General features: G+C 73.7%; 11 protein-coding genes and 1 riboswitch. Of the genes, 7 read left to right on the forward strand and 4 right to left on the reverse strand.

Going from position 1 to position 12,229, the window contains the following annotated elements:
• Positions 1-141 precede the first annotated feature (141 nt).
• Entirely contained in the window at positions 142-1,479 is a 1,338-nt protein-coding gene (locus IE247_RS06890) for a glycosyltransferase family 4 protein (RefSeq protein WP_190121973.1), read from the reverse strand.
• Positions 1,480-1,744: 265 nt separating this feature from the next.
• Here IE247_RS06890 and IE247_RS06895 point away from each other — a divergent pair, with 265 nt between their 5' ends.
• On the forward strand, positions 1,745-2,389 hold the full coding sequence (locus tag IE247_RS06895; protein ID WP_190121974.1) for a TetR family transcriptional regulator: 645 nt from the start codon (positions 1,745-1,747) through the stop codon (positions 2,387-2,389).
• Positions 2,390-2,402: 13 nt separating this feature from the next.
• Here the strand turns inward: IE247_RS06895 and IE247_RS06900 are convergent, their stop codons facing one another.
• Positions 2,403-2,636, reverse strand: a complete 234-nt coding sequence (locus tag IE247_RS06900) for a ferredoxin (RefSeq protein ID WP_190121975.1) — start codon at positions 2,634-2,636, stop codon at positions 2,403-2,405.
• Positions 2,636-4,108, reverse strand: coding sequence for an aldehyde dehydrogenase (locus IE247_RS06905; RefSeq protein ID WP_190121976.1), 1,473 nt, complete (start codon positions 4,106-4,108; stop codon positions 2,636-2,638). The genes IE247_RS06900 and IE247_RS06905 overlap by 1 nt, the downstream gene beginning before the upstream one ends.
• Positions 4,109-4,292: 184 nt before the next feature.
• A riboswitch (cobalamin riboswitch) is annotated at positions 4,293-4,370 on the forward strand.
• A 135-nt stretch (positions 4,371-4,505) separates the two neighbouring features.
• Here IE247_RS06905 and IE247_RS06910 point away from each other — a divergent pair.
• From IE247_RS06910 to IE247_RS06935, 6 genes are all read left to right on the forward strand, one after another.
• Positions 4,506-5,726 carry an SCO2321 family membrane protein gene (locus tag IE247_RS06910; RefSeq protein ID WP_190121977.1) on the forward strand — a complete coding sequence of 407 codons (1,221 nt, stop codon included), beginning with the start codon at positions 4,506-4,508 and terminating at the stop codon, positions 5,724-5,726.
• On the forward strand, positions 5,723-6,382 hold the full coding sequence (locus IE247_RS06915; protein WP_190121978.1) for an SCO2322 family protein: 660 nt from the start codon (positions 5,723-5,725) through the stop codon (positions 6,380-6,382). The genes IE247_RS06910 and IE247_RS06915 overlap by 4 nt, the downstream gene beginning before the upstream one ends.
• Entirely contained in the window at positions 6,379-7,533 is a 1,155-nt protein-coding gene (locus IE247_RS06920; protein WP_190121979.1) for a CbiQ family ECF transporter T component, read from the forward strand. Before IE247_RS06915 ends, IE247_RS06920 begins: the two co-directional genes overlap by 4 nt.
• Complete coding sequence (locus IE247_RS06925; protein WP_190121980.1) at positions 7,530-9,221, forward strand: ABC transporter ATP-binding protein; 1,692 nt, start codon at positions 7,530-7,532, stop codon at positions 9,219-9,221. Before IE247_RS06920 ends, IE247_RS06925 begins: the two co-directional genes overlap by 4 nt.
• Positions 9,218-10,063 (forward strand): ECF transporter S component, encoded by an 846-nt coding sequence (locus IE247_RS06930; protein WP_229868727.1) that lies wholly within the window; start codon positions 9,218-9,220, stop codon positions 10,061-10,063. Before IE247_RS06925 ends, IE247_RS06930 begins: the two co-directional genes overlap by 4 nt.
• 314 nt (positions 10,064-10,377) lie before the next feature.
• Complete coding sequence (locus tag IE247_RS06935) at positions 10,378-10,806, forward strand: aggregation-promoting factor C-terminal-like domain-containing protein (RefSeq protein ID WP_229868728.1); 429 nt, start codon at positions 10,378-10,380, stop codon at positions 10,804-10,806.
• A gap of 40 nt (positions 10,807-10,846) precedes the next feature.
• Here the strand turns inward: IE247_RS06935 and IE247_RS06940 are convergent, their stop codons facing one another.
• Entirely contained in the window at positions 10,847-12,016 is a 1,170-nt protein-coding gene (locus tag IE247_RS06940) for a steroid 3-ketoacyl-CoA thiolase (protein ID WP_190121981.1), read from the reverse strand.
• Between the last annotated feature and the right edge of the window lie 213 nt (positions 12,017-12,229).

The following is a 12,229-nucleotide window of genomic DNA, read 5'->3' on the forward strand; positions in this document are numbered from 1 at the left end:
TCCCGCTTTCGCAGTCGAGGGTGGGGAGACAGGGACGGAGACGGGGACGGAGACGGGGACGGAGACGGGTTTCGGCGGGGCGGCGGTACGGGGTGGGGAAGGCGGAGGCGGGCGGTGCGGCGGCCGGGGTGTGCTGCCGGGTCAACGGGCCACCCGGGAGATCGCCGCGCGGTACAGCTCCACCGTCCCCTGCGCCGCTTTCGTCCAGGTGAACCGCTCCAGCACCCGCTGCCGTCCGGCCGCGCCGAGCCTGGCCCGGAGTCCGGGGTCGCCGAGGAGGCGGCCGAGCGCGGCGGCGAGCGCCGCCGCGTCGCCGGGCGGGACGGCGAGACAGCTCTCGCCGTCGGGTCCCGAGACCTCCGGGATCGCGCCGCCGGTCGTGGCGACCAGCGGGGTGCCGGTGGCCATCGCCTCGGCGGCGGGCAGTGAGAACCCCTCGTACAGCGAGGGAACGCAGGCGATCTGCGCGCCGCGCACGAGGTCGACCAGTTCGGCGTCGGTGATGCCCTTGACGAACTCGATGGCGTCGGCGAGGCCGTGGCGGGCGATGGCCCGGGCGACCGGGCCGTCCTCGGCGCGCTTGCCGACGACCACGAGATGGGCGCCGGGGTGTTCGGCCCGGAGCAGCGCGAGCGCCTCCACCAGGTGGACGAGGCCCTTGAGCGGCACATCGGCGCTGGAGGTGGTGACGATCCGGCCGGGGATCTCCGGGACGGCGGGGTCGGGCGAGAAGAGGTCGGTGTCGGCCCCGATGTGGACGACGTCGACGCGGTCCGGCCGTACGCCGAGGTGCTCCACGATCTCCTGCCGCGAGGAGCCGGAGACGGTGAGCACGGACGGCAGTCTGCGGGCGACTCGGCGCTGCATACGGGTGAAGCCGTACCAGCGGCGTACGGAGGCCCGCCGGCGGCGGCTGTCGGCGGCGGCCAGGTCGAGCTTGCGGTCGACGGTGATGGGGTGGTGGACCGTGGTGACCAGGGGTGCGCCGAGGTCGCCGAGGAGTCCGTAGCCGAGGGTCTGGTTGTCGTGGACGACGTCGAACTGTCCGCGCCGGGCGGCGAGATGGCGGCGGGCGCGCAGGGAGAACGTCAGCGGCTCGGGGAAGCCGCCGGTCCACATCGTGGCGACCTCCAGCGCGTCGATCCAGTCGCGGTACTCGTCGCGGCCCGGGGTGCGGAAGGGGTCGGGGCTGCGGTAGAGGTCGAGGCTGGCGAGTTCGGTGAGGGTCACGCCCTCGTCGAGCACGGGGTAGGGCTGGGCCCCGATCACCTCGACGCGGTGGCCGAGACGGGCCAGTTCGCGGGAGAGATGGCGGACGTAGACGCCCTGGCCGCCGCAGAAGGGGTTGCCCTTGTAGCTGAGGAGAGCGATCCGCAGGGGCGGGCCGCCGTCGGCGGCAGCGGCGGTGGTGCCGGAGCCGGCGCGAAGTCCCTTTTCCGGGCTCGCGTGAGGGCCGGCCTCGATGGCCTCAGCGGTCACTCACGGCCCCCTTCATCACTGCGTTTCGCCGGAGCGTAACCGCTCGCGCTAATCTAGAACAAGTTTCAGACTTGGTCGCTCAACGAGCTTCGAATCTACCGGCAGGTAGCGCCGGTGTAAGGGCATGAACAGGTGATTCGCACCACGGCGGGCGCGCTCTCGTGCCGCGTGGCCGTTCCGTGTCCGATACTCGCCCGGTAGCCGCCCGGCGCGGGTGGCGCACACACGCGGAACGGGACGATCCGCCTCGTGAGGAACGGGACATATGACAGCCGAAGCCAGGCCTGAGGGGCCCGCCTCGCCGCCGCTGACAGAGCGCCAGGAGGCGCGCCGCCGCCGCATCCTGCACGCCAGCGCCCAACTGGCGAGCCGGGGCGGCTTCGACGCGGTGCAGATGCGCGAGGTGGCCGAGGCGGCCGGTGTCGCGCTGGGCACGCTCTACCGGTACTTCCCCTCCAAAATCCATCTCCTGGTCGCCACCATGCAGGACCAGCTTCAGCATCTGCACACCACCCTGCGCAAGCGCCCCCCGGGCGGGGAGAGCGCTGCCGAAAGGGTGACCGAAACCCTGATGCGGGCGTTCCGGGCCCTCCAGCGCGAACCTCATCTCGCGGACGCGATGGTGCGGGCGCTGACCTTCGCCGACCGTAGTGTCAGCCCCGAGGTGGACACCGTCTCCCGCCAGACCACGGCGATCATCCTGGACGCGACGGGCCTGGCCCACCCCACCCCCGACCAGCTCTCGGCGGTCCGGGTGATCGAGCACACCTGGCACTCCGCGCTGATCACCTGGCTCTCCGGGCGCGCCTCGATCGCCCAGGTGCGGATAGACATCGAGACGGCGTGCCGTCTGATCGACCTGCCCGCCCCCGACCGCCCGGGCCGCCCCGGCCGCCCCGGCCGGTCCTGAACCCGCCCCGGCCTCAGTCGTCCGGCGGGAAAACCGGCTGCCCGCTCCCCACCAGCCTGATCGCGATCGCCTCGACCGGGCAGCTCTCCGCCGCCTCCAGCACCGCCTCACTCGCCTCGGCCTCCGCCCCCACCGGATGCGCCTGCCTCGCCCCGTCCAGCCGGAACCCGTCCGGCGCGGCCCCGGCGCACATGCCGGAGCCGATGCAGAGACTGCGGTCGACCTCGATGTGCCAGCGATCCCCCATCAGTCGCCTCCGTCACTCGTGTGTCCAGCGGGCAGATGGATCATCTTGTGCTCCAGATAAGCACCGTAACCCTCGGGTCCCAGCTCCCGCCCGATGCCGGAGTGTTTGTATCCGCCGAATGGGCCGAGCATGTCCAGGCTGAAGGTGTTGACGCTGTAGGTGCCGGTTCGGATGCGGCGGGCGAAGCGGATGCCGCGGTCGGTGTCGGAGGTCCAGACGCTGCCGCTGAGGCCGTAGTCGGAGTCGTCGGCGATGCGGGCGGCGTCGGACTCGTCGTCGTAGGGGAGGAGGCAGACGACCGGGCCGAAGATCTCTTCGCGGGCGATGCGCATGGTGTTGTCGACTTCGCCGAAGAGGGTGGGCCGGACGTACCAGCCGTGGTCCTGGGCGGCGGGCGGGCGGGGGCCGCCGGTGAGGAGGCGGGCGCCTTCGCGGAGGCCGGTCTCGATGTAGTCGAGGGAGCGGGTGCGCTGGCGGCGGGTGGCGAGGGGGCCGACCTGGGTGGCCGGGTCGAGGGGGTCGCCGACGGTGAGGGAGGAGGCGGCGGCGGTGAGGGCGTCGGCGATCTCCGGGTAGCGGGAGCGGGGGGCGAGGACGCGGGTCTGGGCGACGCAGGCCTGGCCGTTGTTCATCCAGGCGGCGGGGACGATTCCGGCGACGGCGGTTTCGAGGTCGGCGTCGGGGAGTATCACCGCGGCGGATTTGCCGCCCAGTTCGAGGGTGACACGGGTGAGATGGCGGGAGGCGACCTCCATGACGCGCTTGCCCGCCGCGACGGAGCCGGTGAAGGAGATCTTGTCGACGCCCGGGTGGCCGATCAGATATTCGCTGATCTCGCGGTCGGCGGGGAGCACCGAGAGGACGCCTTCGGGCAGTCCGGCCTCCTGGGTGATCTCGGCGAGGAGGTAGGAGTCGAGGGGGGACTCGGGGGACGGTTTGAGGATCGCGGTGCAGCCGGCGAGGAGCGCGGGGGCGAGCTTGGCCGCCGCGGTGAACTGGGGCACGTTCCACGGCACCACGGCGGCGACGACGCCGACCGGCTCGCGGCGGATCAGCAGGGGGCCGAGCGCCCCGGCGCGGGTCTCCTCGTGGGGGAAGTCGCGCGCGACCGTGAGGCAGGAGTCCCAGACCATCATCGCGCCGAGGGCCTGGGCGAGCACGCTCCAGGAGTACGGGGAGCCGCTCTGGGAGCTGATGGAGCGGGCCAGCTCCTCATGGCGTACGGCGATGGCGTCCCTGATCCGGCCGATCACCGCGGCGCGCTCGGCGAGCGGCAGCCGGGGCCAGGGCCCCTGGTCGAAGGCGGTGCGGGCGGTGGCCACCGCGCGGTCCACATCGGCGCGGGAGGCGTGCGGGACCCGGCCGATGATCTGTTCGGTGTGGGGCGAGACGACCTCGATGGCCGCGCGCCCGAGCGGGTCGGTGAACCTCCCGCCGATGAAGAGCTTTCCGTGTTCCACCAGCTCCGCCATGGCCGCCGCCCTCCGCGTCGCCCCGACCGACCGCATCTGAAAATCTGACACTGCGTCAGAACAGATATCACCTCCCAAGGCGACGGGCAATGCCCCCGGCGGCGACAGTAAGCGGGGGCTTACCCTCCGGATAATCGCCCGGCGGCCGGTAGAGTGGGCAGGTCGTCATCACACCCGTACGGGGGGAAGCCGGTGCGAATCCGGCGCTGACCCGCAGCCGTGAGCCGTTCCCCGACCCGTCGGAAGCGGCGAGCCGGAATGCTCCGTACGCGACCGTGAACGGCTCGCGCCACCGGCGGCCCGCCGGTGACCGGCACCGTCGAGGAATACGGAACCGGAGCCCTGGTGCCTTGAGCGTGCCCGTGCCCGGCTCCCGCAGGAGAGGCCAGCCCCGCCCATGACCACCGTTCGCCGCCGCGGCGCCGCAGCGCTCGCCGTCTCCGCCGTCCTCGGTGTGGCCATCGCCTCCGCCGCCGTGCCCGCCGCCGTCGCCGCGCCCACCCCCTCGCCCTCCCCCGCGCTCCCCGCCGGTCTGTACGGCACGGGCGACCCGACCTACGACGGCGTCTGGCGGCAGTCCCTGGCGCTGCTCGCGCAGGACACCGCCGGGGTGAAGCCCGCGGACAAGGCCGTCGAGTGGCTCACCGGCCAGCAGTGCGACAGCGGCGGCTTCCTCTCGTACCGCGCGGACACCGCCGCCCCCTGCGCCGCGAAACTGCCGCTGGACTCCAACGCCACGGCGGCGGCCGTACAGGCGCTCGCCGCGCTCGGCGGACAGGACAAGGCCGTGGAGAAGTCCGTGGACTGGCTGACCTCGGTGCAGAACGCCGACGGCGGCTGGGGCTACAACCCCGGCGGGGCCAGCGACGCCAACTCCACCTCCATCGCGATCGGCGCGCTCGCGGCGGCCGGGGCCAAGCCCGCCGAGGTGACCTCGAAGGACGGGAAGTCCCCGTACGACGCGCTGCTGACCTTCGCCACACCGTGCGACAGCAAGGAGCGCGGGGCCTTCGTCTTCCAGCCGAAGCAGCCCGGGATCGTCGCCGACTCCACCGCCGCCGCCGTGGTCGGCGCGAAGGGCCAGGGCCTGGTCGTGAAGGCCGGACCGAAGGACTCCGGCGGTACCGTCTGCGAGCCCGCCAAGACGATCGAGGGCGCGGCCCACAACGGCGCGGCCTACCTCGCGACCGCGCTCGCCAAGACCGGCCATCTCCTCACCCCGCCGATGCCCGGCTCCACCGACCCGGCCGAGAAGCCGGACTACGGCAACACCGCCGACGCGGTGGTCGCACTGACCGCCCAGGGCATGACCGAGCAGGCGAAGAAGCCGCTGGCCTGGCTGGAGTCGAACGCGGCGGACTGGGCGAAGGAGTCGGGCCCGGCGGCGTACGCGCAGCTCATCCTCGCCGCCGACGCCGCCGGGACCGACCCGGCGGACTTCGGCGGGACCGACCTGGTGGCGAGCCTCAACGCGACGGGCCCGGAGCCCCAGGCCGAGAAGAAGCCCGCCGAGGACTCCGGCACCGACGCCGGCACCTGGTGGTTCATCGGCGCGTTCTTCGCGGCGGCGGTCGGCGTGGGCGTGCTGTTCGGCGGCCGTCGCAAGTCCCAGCGGTGAGGCGCGCCCGGCCCCTGGTGTCGTGGGCCCTCGCCGTCGCGGCCGCGCTGACGCTGCTCGGCGCGGGACCGGCACAGGCGGCGGGCTACCGCTACTGGTCGTTCTGGCAGGGCGACGGCACGGCCTGGACGTACGCGACCGAGGGCCCCGCCTCGGCCCGACCGGCCGACGGCTCCGTCAACGGCTTCCGCTTCTCCGTGAGCGAGAACAGCTCGGACTCGGCGCGCCCGCGCCGGGCCCCCGACTTCGCCGAGATCTGCGGGACGACCCCCGCCGAGCCCGGCGCCAAGCGCGTCGCCCTGGTCATCGACCCGGGCACCCGCGAGGACGCGCCCGAGGGCGAGACCCCGCAGCCGCTCCGCGCCGCCTGCGCCCAGGTGCCCACCGCCGCGACCTCGGCGGACGCCCTGGCCGCGGTGGCGAAGCCGCTCCGCTACAACAGCCAGGCGCTGCTGTGCGGGATCTCCGGCTACCCGAGGACGGGCTGCGGCGACCAGGTGTCGTCCAGTGAATCCGCCCGGGAGACGGCCTCTCCCGAGCGGGCCGACGGCGACTCCGACGGCGGCGGCCCGGCCCTGGGCGCGATCGCCGGGGTCTGCGCCGTCGCCCTGCTCGGCGCGGGGGCCCTCTGGCAGTCCCGCCGCCGCGGCCGATGAGCAGCGGAGCGGCCACCGCCCGGTGGGGGCGGTGGCGCGCGCCCGAGGCGGACCGGCGCAACGCGGTCCACCCGGGGGCCTGGTGGCTCTGGGCGCTGGGCCTGGCGGTCGCCGCCTCCCGGACCACCAACCCCCTGCTGCTCGCGCTCGTCGTCGCCGTGTCGGGCTATGTCGTCTCCGCCCGCCGCACCGACGCGCCCTGGGCCCGCTCCTATCTGGCCTTCGTCAAGCTCGGGCTGCTCGTCATCGCCGTACGGGTCCTCTTCTCCACCCTCCTCGGCTCCCCCATCCCCGGCTCCCACCTCCTTCTCACCCTCCCCGAGGTCCCGCTGCCCCAGTGGGCGCAGGGCATCCGGATCGGCGGCCCGGTCACCGCCGAGCAGCTCGTCTTCGCGCTGTACGACGGGGCGAAGCTCGCCGCCCTCCTCATCTGCGTCGGCGCGGCCAACGCCCTCGCCAACCCGGCCCGGCTGCTGAAGTGCCTGCCGGGCGCGCTGTACGAGGTGGGCGTCGCCGTCGTCGTCGCCATGACCTTCGCGCCGAACATGGTCGCCGACGTCGCCAGACTCCGTACCGCCCGCCGGCTGCGCGGCCGTCCCACCGGCGGGATCAAGGCCATCGCGCAGATCGGGCTGCCCGTGCTGGAGGGCGCGCTCGAACGCTCCGTGGCCGTCGCCGCCTCGATGGACGCGCGGGGGTACGGGCGGAGCGCCGACGTGCCGCGCGCGGTGCGCCGCACCACCACCGTCTGCACCCTGGGCGGGCTCCTCGGGGTGTGCGCCGGGTCCTACGGGCTGCTCGCGGCCGAGGGCGCGGGGTACGGGCTCCCGCTGCTGGCCGCCGGGCTCGCCGCCGCCGTGGCGGGACTGCGGCTGGGCGGGCGGCGCTCGCTGCGCACCCGCTACCGTCCCGATCTCTTCGGCGCGCGCTCCTGGCTGGTGGCGGGTTCGGGCGCGGCGGTCGCGGCGCTGATGATCTGGGCCGGTTCGGTGAACCCCGAGGCGCTGCATCCGTCCGTCGTGCCGCTGGTCGCGCCCGTCCTGCCGCTGTGGCCCGCGCTGGCGGTCGCGGTGGGGCTGCTGCCCGCGTTCGTCGCGCCCGTGCCCGCCCTCGCACCGGCCGTCACACCCGTACTGAAGGAGTCCTCGTGATCCGGTTCGACGCGGTGTCGGTCACCTACGACGAGGCGGCGCGGCCCGCGCTCCAGGGCGTCGATCTCACCGTGCCCGAGGGCGAGCTGGTGCTGCTCGTCGGCCCGTCGGGGGTCGGCAAGTCGACTCTGCTGGGCACGGTCTCCGGGCTGGTCCCGCACTTCACCGGCGGCACCCTGCGCGGGCGGGTCACCGTGGCAGGCCGGGACACCCGTACCCACCGCCCGCGTGAGCTGGCCGATGTGGTCGGCACGGTCGGCCAGGACCCGCTGGCGCACTTCGTCACCGACACGGTCGAGGACGAGCTGGCGTACGGCATGGAGTCCCTCGGCCTCGCCCCCGCCGTGATGCGCCGCCGGGTCGAGGAGACCCTCGATCTGCTCGGGCTGGCGGAGCTGCGCGAGCGTCCGATCGCGACCCTGTCGGGCGGACAGCGGCAGCGGGTGGCGATCGGCTCGGTCCTCACCCCGCACCCGAAGGTTCTGGTGCTGGACGAGCCGACCTCGGCGCTGGACCCGGCGGCGGCCGAGGAAGTCCTCGCGGTGCTGCAACGGCTGGTGCACGACCTGGGTACGACGGTGCTGATGGCCGAGCACCGCCTTGAGCGGGTGGTGCAGTACGCGGACCAGGTGATCCTGCTGCCCGGGCCGGGGCAGGCCCCGGTGCTGGGGACCCCGGCCGAGGTCATGGCCGTGTCGCCGGTGCATCCGCCGGTGGTGGCGCTGGGGCGGCTGGCGGGCTGGGAGCCGCTGCCGCTGTCGGTGCGGGACGCCCGCCGCCGGGCCGCGGCGCTGCGGGAGCGGCTGGCCGACGTACCCGTACCGCAGCCGACGGCCGCTCCGGAACCGGTCCTCGCACCGGCACCGGCACCCACGCCCGGCGGTCGGAAGGGATGGTTCCGGCGCTCGTCGGCACCCGCCGCGGTTCCCGCTCCCCCGGGGGCCACCGCCGCCGTGGACCGTCTCACCGTCCGCAGGGGCCGGATCACCGCCCTCCACGAGGTGGGCCTCACCCTCGCCCCCGGCGAGACCGTCGCGCTCATGGGCCGTAACGGAGCCGGGAAGTCCACCCTTCTCTCCGCCCTCGTCGGCCTCCTCGAACCCACCTCCGGCACGGTCTCCGTCGGCGGTCTGACCCCGTACCGCACCGCGCCCGCCGAGCTGATCCGGCGGGTCGGCCTGGTGCCGCAGGAGCCGCGCGATCTGCTGTACGCGGACACCGTGGCCGCCGAGTGCGAGGCCGCCGACGCCGACGCGAACGCCCCGGCGGGCACCTGCCGCGCCCTGGTGGACGAGCTGCTGCCCGGAGTGCCGGACACCGCCCACCCCCGCGATCTCTCCGAGGGCCAGCGGCTCGCGCTCGCCCTCGCGCTCGTCCTCACCGGACGCCCCCCGCTGCTGCTGCTCGACGAGCCGACCCGGGGCCTCGACTACGCGGCGAAGGCCCGGCTGGTCACCGTGTTGCAGGGGCTCGCGGCGAAGGGGCACACCATCGTGCTCGCCACCCACGACGTGGAACTCGCCGCCGAGCTGGCGCACCGGGTGGTCATCCTGGCCGACGGCGAGACAGTCGCCGACGGGCCGACCGCCGAGGTCGTGGTCTCCTCGCCCGCCTTCGCCCCCCAGATCGCCAAGATCCTCGCCCCGCAGCACTGGCTGACCGTCACCCAGGTACGGGAGGCGCTGTGAGCCGCTTTACGGAAAAGCCCGCCGCCAGACCCATCAGGCTGGGCCCGCGCTCCATAGCCGCGCTGGCCCTGGTCAGCGCCGTGGGAGTGATCGCCTTCGGCTGGCCGCTGCTCGCCGACCCCGGCTCCGGGCTGATCGCGCACCGCGCCGACGCGCCCTGGCTCTTCGCCGCGCTGCTGCCGCTGCTGGTGGCCGTGGTCGTCGCGACGATCGCCGACACCGGGATGGACGCCAAGGCGGTGGCCATGCTCGGGGTGCTCGCCGCCGTCGGGGCCGCGCTGCGCCCGCTCGGCGCGGGCACTGCGGGCCTGGAGCCCATGTTCTTCCTGATGGTGCTGAGCGGGCGGGTGCTGGGCCCGGGGTTCGGCTTCGTCCTGGGCTCGGTGACGATGTTCGCGTCCGCGCTGCTCACGGGCGGGGTGGGGCCCTGGATGCCGTTCCAGATGCTGGCGATGGGCTGGTTCACCATGGGGGCCGGACTGCTGCCGGGCGCGGACCGGATCAGGGGCCGGGCCGAGGTATTGATGCTCGGGGCGTACGGCGTCGTCGCGGCCTTCGCGTACGGCACGGTGATGAACCTCCAGGGCTGGATCCTCGTCGGCGGGCTCTCCTCCGGGATCTCCTTCCACCCCGGGGACCCGGTCCAGGAGAACCTGGTCCGCTTCCTCGCCTACTGCCTGGCCACCTCCCTCGGCTGGGACCTGGGGCGCGCGGCGCTCACCCTCGTACTGACGCTCGTCCTCGGGGCCACCGTCCTCAAGGCGCTGCGGAGGGCGACCCGGCGGGCCGCCTTCGAGGCGCGGATCACTTTCGAGGACCCCGCGCGGGCCCCCCGCGGGTGAGGCGGCCCACAGGGCTTTGGTCCTCCACTAGGCGGGGCGTAGACATACGGGGGCGGCCGGGGGCACCCGTACCCCCGCCGCCGCTCCCCCGACGGGGGTACGGGTACGAGCCCGGCTAGTAGCGGACGCCGTTGCCACCCGCCCGGCGGGCCCGTACAACTGATCAGGTCGCCGGGCACGGCGGCCCGCCCCACCCGCCGCTCGGCGAGGCAGGGCCGGGCCGGGGCCGTGCCACCGGGCGGACTCCCTCGTACCGACGCGGGGTCCGGCATGCCCGGGTGCGACCGACCTGTTCCCGACGTTAGGCGCTCTCTGTGTCCCGCTCCGTCCTCAGCCGTATCTCCCTGCGCCCCCGCACCGCCCTGCTCGGCTCGGCCCTCGTGGCGACCTCCGCCGCGATGGTGCTGGGTGTGAACGCCCCGTCGGCCTCCGCCGCGCCCACCGCGGCCGAGACCGCCTCCGCGAAGGCGGTCGCAGAGAAGATGATCAATGACAGGGCGCAGTTCGACTGCTTCAGCAAGATCGTCACGCACGAGAGCAACTGGGACGTGAACGCGCAGAACCCCTCCAGCGGCGCGTACGGGCTGGTGCAGGCCCTGCCGGCCGGGAAGATGGCGACGGCCGGCGCGGACTGGAAGACCAACCCCGAGACCCAGATCGAATGGGGTCTCGACTACATGAAGGACCGCTACGGCAGCCCGTGCGCGGCCTGGACCACCTGGCAGACCCAGGGCTGGTACTGACCCCTCTGCGGGGTGACCCCGCAGGCTCACCTGCGGGTCCCTAGAGTCGCTGGATGATCGTCCCGGTCGCCAGTGCGCCGCCCGCGCACATGGTGATCAGGGCGAATTCCTTGTCCGCGCGCTCCAGCTCGTGCAGGGCCGTGATGATCAGGCGCGCGCCGGTCGCGCCGACGGGATGGCCGAGCGCGATCGCGCCCCCGTTGACGTTGACCTTCTCCAGGTCCTGGTCGAAGACCTGCGCCCAGCTCAGCACCACCGAGGCGAAGGCCTCGTTGATCTCGACCACATCGATGTCGCGGAGCGACATCCCCGCCTTCCCCAGCACGGCCCGTGTCGCGTCGATCGGCCCGTCCAGATGGAAGTGCGGATCGGCCCCGACCAGCGCCTGAGCGACGATCCGGGCCCGGGGGCGCAGCTTCAGCGCCCGGGCCATCCGCTTGGAGGCCCACATCATCGCGGCCGCGCCGTCGGAGATCTGCGAGGCGTTGCCCGCGGTGTGCACCGCCGTGGGCATGACGGGTTTGAGCGCCGCGAGCGCCTCCATGCTGGTGTCGCGGAGACCTTCGTCCCGGTCGACCAGCCGCCACATGCCCTGCCCCGCGAGCTGCTCGTCCTCGCTGGTGGGGACCTGGACCGAGAAGGTCTCGCGTTTGAACCGCTCCTCGGACCAGGCGGCGCGGGCCCGCTCCTGGGAGAGCAGCCCGAGCGAGTCGACCCGCTCGCGGGTCAGCCCCCGGCGGCGGGCGATGCGCTCGGCCGCCTCGAACTGATTGGGCAGATCCACGCTCCACTCGTCCGGGAAGGGCTTGCCCGGCCCGTGCTTGGAGGCGCTGCCCAGCGGCACCCGGGACATGGCCTCGACCCCGCAGCTCACGCCCACATCGATGACCCCCGCCGCGATCATGTTCGCGACCAGGTGGGACGCCTGCTGCGAGGAGCCGCACTGACAGTTCACGGTCGTCGCGGCCGTCTCATAGGGAAGCCCCATCGCCAGCCAGGCGTTGCGCGTGGGGTTCATCGACTGCTCACCGGCGTGGGTTGCCGTGCCGCCGACTATCTGTTCCACACAGTCCGGCTGGATCCCGGTGCGGCCGAGGAGTTCGCGGTAGGTCTCGCCCAGCAGATAGGCGGGGTGCAGGGCGGCGAGCGCGCCTCCCCGCTTGCCGATCGGCGTGCGTACGGCTTCGACGATGACGGGTTCCGCGGCCATGGCTCGTCCTCTCCTGACAGGCGTCGGCGTCCCGGCGCCCGACCTCGTCGGCATCCCGGCACTCCAGGGCGGACCTAGTACACGTTCTAGTTCTGCCGCCAGTCTCATAAGGACCACCCGTCCTGCGCAAGGGCCTTGCAAGCCCTTACTGGAGCCGCCCGGGGCGACCGGTCCAGCCGTGCCCCTTGCCTCTTGAAGCACTCCTCACTACCT

The organism is Streptomyces inusitatus (assembly GCF_014651115.1).
GTDB lineage: Bacteria > Actinomycetota > Actinomycetes > Streptomycetales > Streptomycetaceae > Streptomyces > Streptomyces amakusaensis.

Coding starts and splice junctions, on each gene's coding strand:
- IE247_RS06895 (WP_190121974.1), top strand. CDS start 1,745: ATGACAGCCGAAGCCAGGCCTGAGGGGCCCGCCTCGCCGCCGCTGACA.
- IE247_RS06905 (WP_190121976.1), bottom strand. CDS start 4,108: ATGGCGGAGCTGGTGGAACACGGAAAGCTCTTCATCGGCGGGAGGTTC.
- IE247_RS06910 (WP_190121977.1), top strand. CDS start 4,506: ATGACCACCGTTCGCCGCCGCGGCGCCGCAGCGCTCGCCGTCTCCGCC.
- IE247_RS06920 (WP_190121979.1), top strand. CDS start 6,379: ATGAGCAGCGGAGCGGCCACCGCCCGGTGGGGGCGGTGGCGCGCGCCC.
- IE247_RS06900 (WP_190121975.1), bottom strand. CDS start 2,636: ATGGGGGATCGCTGGCACATCGAGGTCGACCGCAGTCTCTGCATCGGC.
- IE247_RS06940 (WP_190121981.1), bottom strand. CDS start 12,016: ATGGCCGCGGAACCCGTCATCGTCGAAGCCGTACGCACGCCGATCGGC.